This is a genomic window from Lentzea indica (assembly GCF_012184385.1).
Lineage (GTDB): Bacteria > Actinomycetota > Actinomycetes > Mycobacteriales > Pseudonocardiaceae > Lentzea > Lentzea indica.
The window spans coordinates 1-16592 of record NZ_VSRL01000197.1 but is presented as its reverse complement, the minus strand read 5'-3'; the positions used below and the strand labels follow the sequence as shown (position 1 = coordinate 16592).

Here is a 16592-nt window from a genome sequence, read left to right as displayed (position 1 = left end):
GACGTAACCGAGGACTTCGCCGGTGACGTCGTCGAGGTTGGTCTCCAGCACCACGAGGTCGCGCACGTCCGCGGTGTCGAGCGCGCCGAGCCGGACGACGCGACGTTGGGGCAGACCGAACGCCAGTAGCACGTGCCCGTTCGGGTTCACGAAGTCCGAGTGATAGCCCGACTGCACGTAGACCATGCCGTCCGACACCACCGCGCCCGTGCCGGGACCGGCCATCACGCCGCCCCGCCCGGTCAGGCCGTTGACGCCACGAACGTCCTGGATCGTGTCGTACGACCAGAGGATCTTGCCGGTCTTCGCGTCGTACGCGCGGAACTTGCCGTCCTGCGCGCCCAGCCACACCACACCGGGCGAGCTGGACACCGGAACACCGTGCGCCGGCGCACATCCCGGCTGGCCGGCCGCGCCACCCGTGGAGCAGCCGTCGGTGGGTGCCGGGGTCTCCCACAGGACGGCGCCGGTAGCGGGATCCACCGCGAACAGCTTGCCGGGATCGGCGTAGTAGGTGGCGATGTAGAGCCGCTTGCCGTCGTAGCTCGACCCCCACTGGATGCCGGAGACACCACCGCTGGGCAGCGGCACACCGAGCTGACGACGCCACACGACCTGGCCGGTCTTGGCGTCGAAAACGTGGTACACACCGGACTTCTGTCCGACGCCGACGAGCTGGCGGCCGCCGACCTCGAACAGGTTCGGCGTGGCACCGATGTCGTAGTCGAGGTTGGTGCCGTCCTTGAGTCCCGGGCAGTACCCCTCTGGGTCCGGCTCGTTGCACGCCCAGCGCCACGTGTCGGCGTCGGTGACCTGGTTGGTCCACTTCACCGCGCCGGTGCGGGCGTTGAGCGCGAGCAGCGAGTCGAACTCGCCGCCCTTGCCGGTGTAGTTCTGGCCGGTGCCGACGTAGAGCGTGCCGGTCCTGCGGTCGATCACCGGCGAGCTCCACACACCGACACCGGACGGCTCGAACCGCTTGGCGCCGTTGGGCCATGTCCCGACCTCGACGGGTTCCGGCACCGTGTAGTGGCGCCAGACCAGCGCGCCGGTGTCGACGTCGTAGGCGTCGATGTGCCCGCGGAAGGTGCAGCACGGGTAGTCGCGCGGCAACACGTTCTCGCCGCTGGACGTGCCGACGTACACCAGTCCGTTGTGGACGATCGGCGAGCTGGTCGTCATCGAGGCGATGGTGTCGTCCATCTGGGCCTGCCAGCGCTTCTGGCCGGTCCGCTGGTCGAGCGCGAACAACCGGCCCGCGCTGTCACCGAAGAACACCTTGCCGCCGGCCACGGTCGGCCCGTCGGAGTTGTAGGCGTACCGGCTCGCTTGTGGGAGCGTGAACTCCCACTTGGCCCGGCCGGTGCGCGCGTCACGGGCGTAGAACTTCCCGTCCGGGCCACCGAAGTAGATGGTGTCGCCCACGACGGCCGGCTGGCTGCGGACGGCGTTGAACTCGCCCTTGTTGTAGGCGAACGCCCATTTCAGCTTGAGCTTGCCGGCGTTGCCTGCGTTGAGGCGCCACTCCGCGGCGTTGTGCCGGGAACCGTTGAGGTCCTTCTGCCAACCGGCCCAGTCGCCGTTCGCGTGGGCAGTGGCGGGTGCGGCGGTCAGCACTACTAGCGCTGCCGTGAGCAGCGCTGTGGTCTTGAGCATGGAATTTCCCCCTTCCGCCACCAACCTTGGCAGCAGCGGAAGGGGGACACGACCCCCCAAAGTCGTGTTGAGGCTTAACCGATCGGTTGATGCGTCACGACCTCGACGCCCGGATAGCCTCGGCTGACGATCGGGTTCTGCCAGCCGTACAGGTACTGGCGGAAGAACGCCGGGATGTAGGTCGTGGCGACCTTCCGCTGTTCCTCCGGGGTGAGCGTGGGAGTCCCTTCGCACAAGCCGTCGTGGTCGTAGGACCACTCGGTGTTGAAGAAGTTGTGGTTCGCCCGTTTCGGCGTGACGTGGTGGATCGGGACGAGGTTGCGGCCCTGGGCGTTGCGGACGTAGGTGGCCGCCTGCCCGGCGATGGAGTCGCATTCCCCGGCCATGACCGCGAACGGGATCTTCGTGATGAGGTAGTCGAGGTTCTCGGGGGCCTCGGGGTCCGGCGCGTAGTAACCGGCCGGAGCCAATGGGAGCACCGCCCTGATCCGCACGCCGGAAGGCAGTTCGCTCGCACGCTTGTCCGAGGCCTGGTAGACCGCACCACGTCCACCGCGAGAGTGGCCGAGTGTGCCGACGTTCGTCAGATCGACGTGACCCCGGAACCCGTGCAGCCGGTCGGCGAGCGGACCTCTGCCTTCGTTGAGGTCACGCCACATCTCGAGGTGCTTGCTCATGAGCTCCGCGCGCGCCACGTCCGCCGGTTGGCCCAGCTCGCCCGCGTTCACGCCGTTGGCACTCATCGACACGACCACCAAACCCTGACGCGCCAGCTCCTGTGCCAGGTAGTCGTAGCCGCGGTAGCTGGGGAAGGAGTCTCCCTGCGGGCACGGCCAGACCCATTGCTCTTCGTTCCGGCACGTTTTCCAGTAGCCGTGCGCGAGCAGCACCAACGGCCGTTTGCCGACGAGCGTGCGCGGTGCGTGCACGACCGCGGTGAGTTCGAGGTCCGCGACGGGACCGCCCGGCTCGGTGTGAAAGCCGGGCACGTGAAAGGCCCGGTCACCGAGCGAGTACTCGACCTTTCTGACTCCGGAGCTCTGCTCGCCGGGGGCAGCAGAGGCGGCCGGCGCGGACAGCACCATCGCGCACGCGACAGCCATCGCGACTTTTCCAATTGCCATGCCGGTGATCTCATCGATCAGTTGTGGGCGTCTTGTGAGGACCGTGTCACGGTTCTGCCACAGAGAAGTGCCCCGCGAACCCCCGGAACCGTTCCGCCAACGGACCGGCACCCGCGTCCAGCTCACGCCACAACTGCGCATGCCGGTCCAGCGACAGGCGATCGCTCACCAGCACGACCACGAACCCCCGCCGCGCCATGTCCCGCGCCAGGTAGTCGTACCCGCGGAAGTTGAACACCAGCGGCAGTACGCCGACGAGAGTGCGGGGCGCGTGCACTTCGGCGGTCAGGTCCCCGACCGCGTACTCCATCCTCATGATCGCGGGCCGGTAGTCGTCCAACGAGGTGGTGGCCGCGGTGCTCGGCGCGGTCAGCACCATCGCGCACACGACGGCCACCAGGACTCTGGGCACGATTGCCATGGACACGATCTCATCGAGCCCATGTGCGCCCGAGGTCCGGACTTTGTCACGGTTTTGCCACAGCGCCCCCGACAGCGCCCTCGACACCGTCCAGCAACACCCGCAGGCCGCCGCGGAAGTTCTCGACGGCGTCGTTCTCCAGATACGGCAGCTCGGGATCGACCGGCTCGCGGTCGTTCTCCAGCAGGTGCAGCATCGGGAACTTCTTCTCGAGCTCGGGCTCGATCTCCAGCAGCACGGCGGACCGCGCGTACCACCACTCCTCGTCGGCCTCACCGGTCTCGCCACCCGCGGCACGCGCCTCTGCGACGGTCTGGGCGGCGCCGCGCACGAAGTAGTTGATGGCGCCGACGATGCCGCGCAGCTGCCGGCCCGGCAGGCCGGTGGACACCAGAATCCTGGCCAGGGCCTCGATCACGGCGAACTCGTGCGGGCCGAGAACCGGGCGGGCCTGCGACACCTGCAGCACCCACGGATGGCGGCCGTAGAACTCCCACATGTCGTGCGCCCACTGCGTCACGGCGGGGCGCCAGCCGTCTTCGAGCGAGTAGGACGACGGCAGCTCGGCCATCGTGCGGTCGTACATGAGGTCGATCAGCTCGTTCTTGCCCGGCACGTACGTGTAGAGGGCCATGGCGGTGCGGCCGAGCCTCTCCCCCACCGCGCGCATCGAAAAGGCCATGCCGTGCTCGTCGGCGACCGCGATGCCGGCGTCGACGATCGCGTCCACGCTCAGTCCGGGCTTCGGACCAGGGCGGACGCCCTCCGCGACGGACCCGCGCCAGAGCAGCTCGATGGACCGGCGCGGATCGCCCTGACCGGCGTAGACCACCACGGTTGCGACTCCTTACGGCGTAAAGTAACCTGACCAGTCGATACTTTACGGCATAAAGAATCATTGGGGGAAGCAGCTGTGAATGCTGTCGCCGACAGCCATGACGTGATCCAGGTCCGCGGGGCGAGGGAGAACAACCTCGCGGACGTGTCGCTCGACGTCCCCAAGCGCCGCCTGACCGTCTTCACCGGCGTGTCCGGTTCCGGCAAGTCCTCGCTGGTCTTCGGCACGATCGCGGCCGAGTCGCAGCGCATGATCAACGAGACCTACACCGCATTCCTGCAGTCCTTCATGCCGTCCATCGGGCGTCCTGACGTGGACGCGTTGCACAACCTGAGCGCGGCGATCATCGTCGACCAGGAGCGGATGGGCGCGAACTCCCGCTCGACCGTCGGCACGGCGACCGACGCGCACACCATGCTCCGGATCGTGTTCAGCAGGCTCGGTCAGCCGTACGTCGGCACGTCCGGCGCGTTCAGCTTCAACCTGCCGGAGGGCATGTGTCCTGCGTGCGAGGGCCTGGGCAAGGTCACCACCATCGACGTGGACGCGATCGTGGATCGCTCGAAGTCACTCAACGACGGCGCGATCGACGCCCCGAACTACGGCGTCGACACCTGGTACTGGCGGGTGCTCGCCCACTCCGGCCTCTACCCCGCTGACCGGCCGATCCGGGAGTTCACCGAGCAGGAGCTGGACGACTTCCTCCACAAGCCGATCACGAAGCTGACCATCGGCGGCACCAACGTCACCTACGAGGGTCTGATCCCGAAGCTGCAGCGGACGATCCTCAGCAAGGACCGCGAGTCCATGCAGCCGCACATCAGGGCGTTCGTCGATCGGGCGGTGACGTTCGCGACCTGCGAGAACTGCAAGGGCGCACGCCTCAACGAAGCCGCGCTCAACTCGAAGATCCGCGGCGTGAACATCGCGGACTGCTGCGCGATGCAGATCAGCGACCTCGCGCAGTTCGCGCACTCCATCGACGACCCGTCCGTGGCGCCGCTGCTGGCGACGTTGCGCAACACGCTGGACTCACTGGTCGAGATCGGCCTCGGGTACCTGTCGCTGGACCGCGAGTCCGGCACGCTGTCCGGCGGCGAGTCGCAGCGCGTGAAGATGGTGCGGCACCTGGGATCCTCGCTGACCGACATCACCTACGTGTTCGACGAGCCGACCGTCGGCCTGCACCCGCACGACATCCAGCGGATGAACAACCTCCTGCTCCGCCTGCGGGACAAGGGGAACACCGTCCTCGTCGTCGAGCACAAGCCGGAGACGATCGCGATCGCGATCACGTGGTCGACCTCGGGCCCGGCGCGGGCGTCCACGGCGGGCACGTCTGCTACTCCGGTGACGTGGCCGGGCTGCGGACCTCTGGCACGTTGACGGGACGGCACCTCGACCACCGGGCGAAGCTGCGGGCGGAGTTCCGCTCCCCCAAGGGTTTCCTGACGATCAACGGCGCCAGGTTGAACAACCTGAAGGACGTCTCGGTCGACCTCCCGCTCGGGGTGCTGACCGTGGTCACCGGTGTCGCAGGATCCGGCAAGTCCTCGCTGATCCACGGTTCGCTGCGCAAGCGGCCGGGCGTGGTGACGGTGGACCAGTCGGCCATCCGCGGGTCACGCCGATCCAACCCCGCCACCTACACGGGTCTGCTCGACTCCGTGCGGACCGCGTTCGCCAAGGCCAACGGCGTGAAGGCGGCGTTGTTCAGCGCGAACTCCGAGGGGGCTTGTACGCACTGCAAGGGCATCGGGCTCGTCTACACCGACCTGGCGATGATGGCCGGCGTCGCCACGGTCTGCGAGAAGTGCGAGGGCAAGCGGTTCACGCCCGAGGTGCTGCGCTACACGTTGCGGGGCAAGAACATCAGCGAGGTTCTCGGCATGTCCGTGGCCGAAGCGCGCGAGTTCTTCCCGTCCGGTCAGGCGCACACGGTGCTCAGCCGCCTGCACGACGTCGGCCTGTCGTACCTCTCGCTGGGCCAGCCGCTGACCACGCTGTCCGGCGGTGAACGGCAGCGGTTGAAGCTCGCGATCCACATGGCGGAGAAGGCCTCGACCTACGTGATGGACGAACCGACGTCCGGCCTGCACCTCGCGGACGTCGACCAGCTGCTCGGGCTGCTCGACCAGCTGATCGACGCCGGCAACACGGTGATCGTGATCGAGCACCACCTGGCCGTGATGGCGCACGCCGACTGGATCGTCGACATGGGCCCCGGCGCCGGGCACGACGGCGGCCAGGTCGTCTTCTCCGGCACACCGGGCGAGCTCGTCTCGGACTCGGACACCCTCACCGCCCAGCACCTGAAGCAGTACCTGTCGTGAGCCTGCTGACCGTCACCTCGGTCCGGCCGGTCACCCCGCGCATGACGCGGATGACGTTCACCGGCGACGGACTCGCCGAAATCGGCACCTGGCCGGACCAGCAGCTCAAGCTGCTCTTTCCCAAGCCCGGCTGCTCCGCGCACGTGTCGGACTCCCCCGACGTCGGCACCTGGTACCAGGCCTACATGGCCATGCCCGAGTCCGAACGGCCGTGGATGCGCAGCTTCACCGTCCGGTCGTTGGCCGACGGCGTGCTGACCGTCGACTTCGTGCTGCACGGCGACAACGGACCTGCCTCTCGGTGGGCCCTCCGCGCCCAGCCAGGTGACGTCATCGGCCGGTTCGGCCCGTCGCGTGACTACGCCCGCCCGCTCGGCACCGCGGACCTGCTGGTGTTCGCGGGCGACGAGACGGCGTTGCCCGCGATCGGCTCACTGCTGGAGCTGCTGCCGTCCTCGCAGCGGTTCCTCACGTTCGTCGAGGTCGCGGATCCGTTGGAGGAGCAGGACGTCCCCGGCGTGCGGTGGGTGCACCGCAGTGCCGGGGAGGACCTGGTCTCGGTGGTGTCGGCGGTCGAGGTCCCGTCGTCGGTGTGGGTGTGGCTCGGCGGCGAGGCCTCCGCCGTGCGTGCGCTGCGCAGGCACTTCGTCGGCCTGGGCGTGCCCAAGAAGGACATCGAGTTCGCCGGCTACTGGCGGCGTTCCCTCACCCAGGACGACGCCCCCACCGCCGACGACCTCGCCGAGGCCCAGGAACGTCTCCAGGCACTCTGATTCGCCCTCAGCGAGAATCCTTATGGCCCGCAAGAACATCCATGTAACAGGAATGGATCCACGTCCGAAGGAGGTGGCGTAACACACGCAGCCGAGTTGGCGGGCTCGGCGAGCCGGAAACGGCTCGACGAAGGAGGCCCCATGCGACCAGCTCGCCTGGCGATCTACGCAAGTGTTGTCCTTCTTGGTGCACCACTGGTGGGGGTCGGCGCGACCGCCAACGCGATCATCGGGGGTGAGATCGCGTCGCCCGCACCACCGTGGACCGCCTTTCTCGAGATGAAGACCAAGAAGGGATTTCTCAGCCGGGAAACGGAAACCTCGACGTGCACTGGTTCGCTCATCGCACCGCAGTGGATCGTCACCGCCGCACACTGCGTGGCGAGCGATCCCGATGACAACGGTTCCTACACCGTCATGGCACCCAAGGGCGTCACGGTCCATCTGGGACAGACGAACAGCCAGAACAAGGGCCAGAAGTTCGACGTGACCAGGATCGAGACGCTGAACTACCGCCAGGTTCCACGCTCGAAAGACAACGACATAGCGCTGCTGCGGCTGAGCAAACCAGCATCGGTCAAGCCGCTCTGGGTCCTTCCGTCCCCGGCAGCCGCTCCCAACAGCACGCCGGCGAAGTTGTACGGGTACGGCTGGACGAAGCCGTACGACGAGGCCAAAGCCGAGCACCAGAAGACCGGCACGCTGCGATCGACCAAGACCGGCGAGAACCTGCTCTACACCGACTGTCTCGTCGGCACCCTCGGCCGGGCGTGCTTGGGAGAAGCCGGCACACCGCAGGGTGGTGGCGCCGGGGACAGCGGCGGCCCGTGGGTGACCGAGGTGGACGGGTCTCCCCTGCTATCGGTTGTGTTCAGCGGTCAATTCCTCGACGGACAGGTGGAACGGCAGTACGGCGAGTTCGTCGGCGATACCGACACTCTGCCGTGGCTGCGCAGCACGACGGGCATCCCGGACCTGCCGCCTGGCCGCATCGTCCGTGACCCGCAGACAGCGGAGTCGTGGCTGCTTGACGCGAACGGCTTCCGCACGAGCATCCCGGACGGCGGCACGTACGAGTGCCTGACCGCCACCGGCCACACGGTGACCAACCTGCCCGGCGCCGGCATCGCGTTGATCCCGCTCCGGTCAGCCCTCGCCGAATGCGGGCCGAAGAAGGTCCTGGTGTTCGGCACCGGCGACTACGGCATGGTCGAGCCGAGGAACAACCTCGCGGCAACGCTGTCCACGGCCGGATACGAGACCGAGGTGTCGAACTCCCTGCCGGCCGACCTCAGCGGCTTCGGTGCCGCCTACCACGTCAGCACCGACGCGTTGTCCGAGCAGGACATCACAGCGCTCGTGGCCTTCGCGAAGAGTGGCCGCGGCCTCTACCTCACCGGCGAACGTCCCTGCTGTGAACCGCTCAACGCCAGCGTCACCTCGATCGTCAACCAGCTCGTCGTGTCGGTCGGCGGCATCACGGTCGGCAACCAGGGTGATCCTTTCTTTGCAACAGGCAAGGTCTCCGTCAACCCAGCGGCGACCGGCCAGGTGGCGACGAGGCCGGCGACGCTCGACACGTGGACGGTGAGCGCGCCCGGTGGCATGGCCAACGTCAGCGGGGACAACGTGTTCGCCCATGCCCCTGACGGAACGGTCCCCGTCGCCGGAGTGTGGGGCGCCGACGACGTGATCGGTGGCGGCCGCCTGGCGGTCTTCATGGACATCAACTGGCTCGAGTTCGCCTACTGGGACCAGAACAGCGCAACCGAGATCGCACTCAACGTCGCGTTGTTCCTGTCCGGGTACGCGTCACCGCCCCAGGTGATTCCCGCGGCCACGATCGAACGCGCGACCGTCAAGACCGTGGAGGCCGCCACCTCCCTCACCGCGGCCCGCTAGCGAGTGACCACCAGGACGGCACTGCCGGCCGGCACGTCGACCGTGGTCGTCGTGCCGGTCACCTTCACGTTCTGCGGGCGCGGGGTGAACTTCGCGTTCTTCTCCACCTTCGACCCCGCGATCGTGATCGCCGTCGAGTCCAGCTTCGGCGCGGTCAGCACGTAGACCCTGGCGTGATGTGCTTTGGCGAGAAGCGTGATCGTCGCGGTGACGGCTGCCGTGCTCTTGTTGTTGACGAACGCGTTGTTGCCGATCCCCCACGCCGTGACCTCGTCAGCACCGGTCACGCTCGCCGCGTGATAGGCACCAGGACCGGCCAGCTTCCACAGCAGCTCGCCGTAGTAGACCCCTTGCACACCAACGGGATTGAGTCCGTCGTACTTGATCGGCGAGTAGTGCAGCGGGAACTGGACCGACGTGCCGCCGTGGAAGTTGATGCCAGAACCCTGCTGCGCCGCGACACCCGACATGTAGTCCAGCGACCACAGCGCCGCCGCCTGCACGTCGCTCACACCGGCCGCGCCACCGTGGTAGTAGTTGTTCGCCTCGGTGACGCGCCACTGCTTGATTCCGTTGGCTTCCCGGGCTTTCTGCATCGCGGCGGACGCGGTGGGCAGCCGTCCGGACTTGTTCGACGCGAGCATGTCCGGGATCGAGGCCTTGTCGTTGCGGGCGATGTACTGGTGCGTGGAGAGGATCGTCGCGCCGCGGTCCTTCTGCGTGCGGCCGAAGTCCATCGCCCACGCCGTCTTGTTGGCCTCGCCGGGGCCGTCGAACTTCGCGTCCGGCACCTTGGCCCTGATGGCGTCGGCGAACTTCGTGAACAGCGCCTCGTACTCGGGCCACGTCTTGACGTAGACGTTCGGCTCGTTGCCGACCTCGAACGCCACCAGGTCCTTGCCGAGGACCTTCGCGGCGACCGCTGCCTCGTCGGCGGCGGCCTCCGGGGTGTTGGTCTTGAGGTTGATGCCGTAGATGACCTTCCAGCCCGTGGCTTTGGCGAACAGCGCGAGCTCGCGGATGTCGGACGGCGCCACCTCGGTCGCCACGCCACCCGAGCCGTCCGGCTTCCACGTGGTCATGTCCACGAGGTTGCCGCCGATGCGCAGCAGGCTCGGACCGAGCAACCGGAAGAGCCGGACCAGGTCGGCGTTGCGGGCGTTGAACATCCGCGCACCGACCCGGTCCTTCTCGTAGCTGAAGCCGGCGAAGTCCCTGCCGACCTGACTCTTGCTCGCCGGATCCACCTGCACGCTCACAGCCGGCGCCGCCTGCGCCGGCGCACCGCTGAACACGATCAACAGGGCCGCTACGACCGCTGCTCCACGCATGGGAGTCCCTTCGTCGGGCGGCGGCGGTATTCGACTTTAGATCGGATGTCTGCGGAAAACGAGCACCGACCGGCCCTCCGTCACCTCGATTACCGATTCGAGCGCCAAACCAGTTGGTGAAGCCAGGTTCTGGAACTCCTCGACGCTGCGTTCCCACCCGCCGAAGTGCACCAGCATGACCAGGTCCATCTCGGTTGAGGCCCCCACACCTCGGATGGATTCCACGACCAGGAGACGACCGGACCTCGGCATGGCCTCGACGACACGGGCCAGGATGCGCCGGGACTGTTCGTCGTCCCAGTTGTGCAGGACGTTGAACAGCAGATAGGCGTCACCGCCCGCGGGGAGCGGGTCGAAGAAGCTGCCGGCGGTCACCTCCGCGCGGTCGCCGAACTCGCTGAAGTTCGCACGAGCCGGAGCGACCTCCAGATCGACGAGGTGCCCGCGCACACCGGGATGAGCCCGCAGAACGGCGGTGAGCAGGTCGCCGGGCCCACCGCCGACGTCGACGATCGCCGGGAACCGGGACCAGTCGATCGCGTCGACGAAGGCCGGGACCTCCTCCCGGATCCGCCAGGTCATCTGCCGGTCGAACGCGGCGCGCAGGTGGGGCTGTTCGGCGAGGTCGGTCCAGAAGTCCCGGCCGTAGCGCACCGGGTAGGCGGGTTCGCCGGTGCGCACGCTGTGGATCAGGTCGGCGAACGCCAGGTCGGCACGGCCCGCGGCGGTCTCCTGGTGCAGGAAGTTGTTCAAGCCGTTGCCGGCGTCCCCGCAGAGAAGGGCGCCGAACTCGGTGGTGCGGTAGCCGGTGCCGGTGCGTTCGACGATGCCGAGGGTGGCGAGGTGGCCGAGGAGGAGTTCCAGGGCCATCGGGTTGACGTCGAGTTCGGACGCCAGCCGGGCAACGGAGGCTGCGAGGTCGGCGGCGGCCGGGTCGGCGGTGGGGTCAGCGTCAGCGTGGTCAGCCCGCAGGCGGTCCGGCAGTCCCAGGGTCACCGCGACCCTCAGCGCCATCGGGGTGACCAGGCCGGACATCCGCCGGAGCGCTTGTACGTCGTTGTCGTTTCCCACGTAGATCGACCCTGCCACCACCGGCAACTCAATTTCTGTCCACACTGAAGCCACAGGGAACACGACACAGTGCGCAAAGGCGCTTACGGTGTGCGTATGAAGACCAACTGGGCGGGCAACGTCACGTTCACCGCAACCCAGGTCGTCGAACCGGCCTCGGCCGACGACCTGCGCGCGCTCGTCCGTGGCTCGTCCGCGGTGCACGTGGTCGGTTCCGGGCACTCGTTCAGCCCGATCGCCGACACGGTGGGCACGCTGGTGTCGCTCGCGCGGATGCCCTCGGTCTTCGAGGTCGAGGACCACGCCGTGCGGGTCGGCGCCGGCATGACCCTCGCCGAGCTGTCCGTGCTGCTGGAGGCCTCCGGCCTGGCCCTGCACACGCTGCCGTCGCTGCCGCGACATCACCGTCGCCGCGCGGTCGCCACCGCCACCCACGGCTCCGGCTGCCGCTCCCTGGCCGGCGCCGTCCGGTCCGTCGAGGTCATGCGCGCCGACGGTTCGGTGGTCGAACTGACCTCCGCCGGCGCCGCGGTGTCGCTCGGTGGACTGGGTGTCATCACCACGGTGACCTTGGACGTGGTGCCGTCCTTCGAGGTCGCGCAGACCGTCTACGAGGACGTCGCCTGGACGACCCTGCTGACGAACTTCGAGCAGATCTTCGACGGCGCGTACAGCGTCAGCGCGTTCATCGACTGGCAGGGCGGCGCGACGCTGTGGGCGAAGCACCGCGTGGGTGACGAGCCGTTCGCCTTCCCCGGCAGGGAAGCCGACGGGCCGCGCCACCCGGTGGTGGGCCAGCCGCCCTCCCGCTGCACTGTTCAAGGTGGCGTGCCCGGCCCGTGGCACGAGCGCCTGCCCCACTTCCGCGCCGAGTTCACCCCGTCCGTGGGCCAGGAGCTGCAGACCGAGTACTTCGTTCCCCGCACCCGCGCCGTCACCGCCCTGCGCGCGCTCGCGGAGATGTCCACGGTGATCTCACCACTCGTGCAGGCCTGCGAGATCCGCACGGTGTCGGCCGAACCGCAGTGGCTCAGCCCCGCCCACGACCGCGAAAGCCTCGCGATCCACTTCACCTGGGTGCCGAACACCCCGGCCGTGCTGGCTCTCCTGCCCCGCTTGGAGGAGGCGATCGCGCCGCGGCCGCACTGGGGCAAGCTCTTCACCGTGCCGCCGACGCTGCTGGCCGCCCGTTACCCGCAGTGGGACGCGTTCCGGGGGTTGCTGCGGGAACACGACCCGAAGGGCGTGTTCCGCAACGACTTCCTGACCCGTTTCTTCGGCTGACGTCCTACTCGGCCTTCTTGCGCAACGTCTCCAGCTCGTCGTCGGAGAAGCCGTAGGTCGTCACCACGGTCATCTTCTGGCTCGTGACCAGCAGACCGGGACCCCACTCCTCGACCACGACACCACGCTGGTTCGCGGACTCGAAGAACGGCTTCCCCGTCACCCCGAGATCGACCTCGGCCGGCCAGAACAGCGTGCGACGGGCCTCGCCGGGGTGGAACTCGTGGGCGAACTTCAGCTGGTTGATGAACGTGATCCAGCCTTCGGTGATGTCGTCGTAGTAGTCGTCCCACTCGGGCGAGGTGCCCTTGGGCGCGCGGGTCAGGACGATGCGCGTGCCCTCGGGGACAGGCGTGAGGGTGAAGGTGTCGTGACCTTGCACCGTCAGGGTGCGCTCGCCCTCCTCGGCGTGCTGGAAGAAGATCAGGTCGATCTCGGCCTCCAGCTCCGGCGCGTCCCAGCCGTGCCAGTGGAAGATCTTCTCCTTGTCGCGGAAGGACCGCCAGACCTCGTCCACCGGTGCCGCGACGGTGATCTCGATGCGGACGCCGTCAGCGTCGCTCTGATTGAAGATCATCTGCTACTCCTGGATGGCCCATGGCGACCACCCGGTACGGGCGGCCTGACTCGGTGTCGTACTTCAACGCGATCTGCCGCACCGCTTCGGCGAGATCGCTGGTGAACTCGTGGATGTCACCGGGCGCGCCGAAGCGGACCGTCGTCTCCACGGTGAAGGTGAGCAAGCGCTTTCCCGCATCGGCGGCGGCCGCCGTCATCCGGCCGACCTCCCGCGCGGTGTCCTCGGCCACCGACACCAGATGCGTCGCGGCGAACTGGTCCTGGACGTCCGCCGCGATCTCACGGCCCGGCCGGGCGCGCAGGACGCGTTCGACGCAGCCGCGCCGCTGGCGTTCCTCGACGAGCTCGACGAGTCCTGCCTGTTCCAGGGCTCGCACGTGGTAGTTGACCCGTTGGCGCGGCAGGTCCAGCGCCGCCGCGAGCTGGGTCGCCGACGCGGGCGACTTCAGCAGCTCCAGCAGCGAACGCCGCAACGGGGAGAGTTCCACGCCCAGCACGGTCCCATTTGACAAATTCATTTGTCAATACCGGAACACGACCGGAAACAGTTAGGTTCGTTGACGGTTGCAACAAACCAGCCCCACCCTGTGACCCGTGAGAACCCCCCTGCTGGTGGCAGCGTTGGCAGCAGCGGCGATCGTTCCTGTGTGGACGATCGCGGCCCAGGCCGACGTGGTGCCAGGAACCGCTTATCAGGTGACGAACGTCGGCAGCGGAAAGTGCGTGGAGTCGCTGGGATCGGCGAACGGCGCACAACTCCGCCAACAGAACTGCTCTGGGCAGACCTGGAAGTTCACGCCCACGAGCGACGGTTACTACACGGTCGGCGAAGGCTCGGTCTGGGACGTCTCGAACGTGTCCACCGAGGACAACGCGCCGATCCACATGTGGCAGTCCTTCAGTGCCAACAACCAGCAATGGCGCCCCGAACAGGTGGGTACGGACACCTACCGGTTCGTGAGCCGCCACAGCGGCAAGTGCCTCGACGTGCCCGGCGCGTCGACCGGTGACGTCCAGTTGGTGCAGTACACCTGCAACGGCACCAACGCCCAGGCGTTCCGGCTCGGCACCGGCACGCCGCCGAACCCCGGCCAGCCCGACTTCGGCCCGAACGTGCTGATCTTCGACCCGTCGATGCCGGCCAGCACCATCCAGGCGCGGCTCAACGACGTCTTCCGGCAGCAGGAAGAGGGTCAGTACGACGCGCGCCGGTTCGCGATCATGTTCAAGCCCGGCAGCTACAACGTCGACGTCAACATCGGCTTCTTCACCCAGGTGCTCGGGCTCGGCCTGAACCCGGACCAGGTCAACATCAACGGCCAGGTCCACGTCGAGGCCGACTGGTTCGAGGGCAACGCGACGCACAACTTCTGGCGTGGCGCGGAGAACCTCGCGATCCGGCCGCCGGGTGGCACCAACACGTGGGCCGTCTCGCAGGCCTCCGCGATGCGCCGCACGCACGTCTACGGCAACATGCAGCTCGACGACAACGGCTGGTCCAGCGGTGGTTTCCTCGCCGACTCGGTCGTGACCGGGCAGGTCCGCTCCGGCTCACAGCAGCAGTGGCTGTCGCGCAACACCGAGTGGGGCTCGTGGACCGGCGAGAACTGGAACATGGTCTTCGTCGGCGCCCGCAACGCCCCGCAGACGACGTTCCCCGAGCCGCCGTACACGAACGTCGCGCAGACCCCTGTCGTGCGTGAGAAGCCGTTCCTGAACATCGACGGCAGCGGCAACTACAGCGTCTTCGTCCCCGCCCTGCGCTCCAACACCAGCGGCACCACCTGGGCCGCCGGCAACCAGCAGGGCACGAACATCCCGCTGTCGGACTTCTTCATCGCCAAGCCCGGCACTTCGGCCGCGACGATGAACCAGCAGCTCGCGGCCGGCAAGCACCTGCTCCTCACTCCGGGCATCCACCAGGTTTCCGAGCCGATCCGGGTCACCCGTCCCGACACCGTGGTCTTCGGCCTGGGCCTCGCGACGGTCATGCCCACCAACGGGAACATGGCGCTCGATGTGGCCGATGTGGACGGTGTGAAGGTCGCGGGCCTGCTGATCGACGCGGCCCCGACGAACTCGCCGCTGCTGATGCAGATCGGTGCGCCGGGCAGCACGGCACGCCACCAGGCCAACCCGACGTCGGTGCACGACCTGTACGTGCGGATCGGCGGTTCGGCCGTCGGACGGGCCACGACCTCGTTGGTGGTCAACAGCCACGACGTGATCGGTGACCACCTCTGGCTGTGGCGCGGTGACCACTCCATCGGTGTCGGCTGGGACGTCAACAGAGCGGACACCGGCTTGATCGTCAACGGCAACAACGTGACGATGTACGGCCTGTTCGTCGAGCATTACCAGAAGTACCAGACCATCTGGAACGGCCAAGGCGGCCGGACGTACTTCTACCAGAACGAGATGCCGTACGAGGTGCCGAACCAGGCGGCGTGGATGAACGGCTCAACCCGCGGCTACGCGGCGTACAAGGTCTCCAACAACGTCACGACACACGAGGCGTGGGGCTTGGGCAGCTACATCTTCGCCAATGCCAACCCGAGCGTGGTGGCCGACCGGGCGTTCGAGGTGCCGAACACCCCTGGCGTGAAGTTCCACAGCATGGTGACGATCTCGTTGGGAGGTAAGGGAACCATCGAGCGGATCATCAACAACTCGGGTGGAAGGGTGACCGCCGGGTCTACCGAGGCCTACCTGGCGAATTACCCGTGATGTTTCCCCAAAAATTGATGTTCCACTGAGCGGTTTTCGACTACGCATCCCCGTGCTCCGGTCCGCATGGACTGGAGCACGGGGATGCTCTGTGCCGTAGAGGTAGTGCAAGGAGGGGCTGCCAGCCGGCTCGAAACCGCCCTCAGGCCAGCCGCTTCGGCCGGTTGATCTTCATCTCGTCCATGTCGGTGACGGTGGCGCGCAGCCCGCGGAAGTCGACGCCCAGCGCGTCGAGGGCCGCGGTCGCGCGCCGCAGTCCCGCATCGTCCGGCTTTTCCGAAGCCGTGAGAATCACGCGGTAGCTGAAGAAGTCGAGCTTCTCGTCGAACGTCAGCGCGCCTTCCTCGCTGAACCCGCCGCTGCGCAGGAAGTCGAAGCCCTCCAGGTGCTCCCGGAGCATTGAGCGCTGGTCATCGGTCAGGTCGGCGAAGCGTCCGCGGACGAGTACCCGGTAGGTGTGTTCAGCCACGAGGAAACATCGTGCCCGCAGGCACGATGGTGTGGCGAACGATTTCTCCAGTGCGGAAGAATCATGGTCTATGAACGCAAAAGA

Annotated in this window: 13 protein-coding genes and 1 pseudogene; 5 read left to right on the top strand and 9 right to left on the bottom strand. The window is 67.6% G+C overall.

What is annotated here, in order from left to right; genetic code table 11:
- The 4 genes from FXN61_RS36195 to FXN61_RS36180 form a co-directional block, all read right to left on the bottom strand.
- Positions 1–1656: outer membrane protein assembly factor BamB family protein (locus tag FXN61_RS36195; RefSeq protein ID WP_167978443.1), on the bottom strand; the 1656-nt coding region annotated here is incomplete at its 3' end.
- A gap of 74 nt (positions 1657–1730) precedes the next feature.
- Entirely contained in the window at positions 1731–2780 is a 1050-nt protein-coding gene (locus tag FXN61_RS36190) for an alpha/beta hydrolase family protein (protein WP_167978442.1), read from the bottom strand.
- Between the two features lie 46 nt (positions 2781–2826).
- Positions 2827–3201 (bottom strand): hypothetical protein, encoded by a 375-nt coding sequence (locus FXN61_RS36185; RefSeq protein WP_167978441.1) that lies wholly within the window; start codon positions 3199–3201, stop codon positions 2827–2829.
- 46 nt (positions 3202–3247) lie between these two features.
- Positions 3248–4036 (bottom strand): TetR/AcrR family transcriptional regulator C-terminal domain-containing protein, encoded by a 789-nt coding sequence (locus tag FXN61_RS36180; RefSeq protein WP_167978440.1) that lies wholly within the window; start codon positions 4034–4036, stop codon positions 3248–3250.
- A 78-nt stretch (positions 4037–4114) separates the two neighbouring features.
- Here FXN61_RS36180 and FXN61_RS36175 point away from each other — a divergent pair.
- From FXN61_RS36175 to FXN61_RS36165, 3 genes and pseudogenes are all read left to right on the top strand, one after another.
- A pseudogene (locus FXN61_RS36175) lies at positions 4115–6372 on the top strand (ATP-binding cassette domain-containing protein).
- Entirely contained in the window at positions 6369–7145 is a 777-nt protein-coding gene (locus tag FXN61_RS36170; RefSeq protein WP_312878261.1) for a siderophore-interacting protein, read from the top strand. Before FXN61_RS36175 ends, FXN61_RS36170 begins: the two are co-directional and overlap by 4 nt.
- 141 nt (positions 7146–7286) lie before the next feature.
- Entirely contained in the window at positions 7287–9047 is a 1761-nt protein-coding gene (locus FXN61_RS36165; protein ID WP_167978439.1) for a S1 family peptidase, read from the top strand.
- On the opposite strand, the gene FXN61_RS36160 is transcribed toward FXN61_RS36165, so the two are convergent.
- Both FXN61_RS36160 and FXN61_RS36155 read right to left on the bottom strand, forming a co-directional pair.
- Positions 9044–10378, bottom strand: a complete 1335-nt coding sequence (locus tag FXN61_RS36160) for a glycosyl hydrolase family protein (RefSeq protein ID WP_167978438.1) — start codon at positions 10376–10378, stop codon at positions 9044–9046. The genes FXN61_RS36165 and FXN61_RS36160 overlap by 4 nt on opposite strands.
- 36 nt (positions 10379–10414) lie before the next feature.
- Positions 10415–11449, bottom strand: a complete 1035-nt coding sequence (locus tag FXN61_RS36155) for a methyltransferase (RefSeq protein WP_312878260.1) — start codon at positions 11447–11449, stop codon at positions 10415–10417.
- A gap of 96 nt (positions 11450–11545) precedes the next feature.
- On the opposite strand from FXN61_RS36155, the gene FXN61_RS36150 reads away from it, so the two are divergent.
- Complete coding sequence (locus FXN61_RS36150; protein ID WP_167978437.1) at positions 11546–12733, top strand: D-arabinono-1,4-lactone oxidase; 1188 nt, start codon at positions 11546–11548, stop codon at positions 12731–12733.
- 4 nt (positions 12734–12737) lie between these two features.
- Here the strand turns inward: FXN61_RS36150 and FXN61_RS36145 are convergent, their stop codons facing one another.
- Both FXN61_RS36145 and FXN61_RS36140 read right to left on the bottom strand, forming a co-directional pair.
- Positions 12738–13310, bottom strand: coding sequence for an SRPBCC family protein (locus FXN61_RS36145; protein ID WP_167978436.1), 573 nt, complete (start codon positions 13308–13310; stop codon positions 12738–12740).
- Positions 13285–13800 (bottom strand): helix-turn-helix domain-containing protein, encoded by a 516-nt coding sequence (locus FXN61_RS36140; protein WP_223165751.1) that lies wholly within the window; start codon positions 13798–13800, stop codon positions 13285–13287. The genes FXN61_RS36145 and FXN61_RS36140 overlap by 26 nt, the downstream gene beginning before the upstream one ends.
- Positions 13801–13906: 106 nt before the next feature.
- Between FXN61_RS36140 and FXN61_RS36135 the strand changes: the two genes are divergently transcribed.
- The gene (locus FXN61_RS36135; RefSeq protein ID WP_312878259.1) at positions 13907–16039 is read left to right on the top strand and encodes a pectate lyase-like domain-containing protein; all 2133 of its coding nucleotides are present in this window, start codon (positions 13907–13909) and stop codon (positions 16037–16039) included.
- A 142-nt stretch (positions 16040–16181) separates the two neighbouring features.
- On the opposite strand, the gene FXN61_RS36130 is transcribed toward FXN61_RS36135, so the two are convergent.
- Positions 16182–16508 (bottom strand): DUF6204 family protein, encoded by a 327-nt coding sequence (locus FXN61_RS36130; protein WP_167978434.1) that lies wholly within the window; start codon positions 16506–16508, stop codon positions 16182–16184.
- Between the last annotated feature and the right edge of the window lie 84 nt (positions 16509–16592).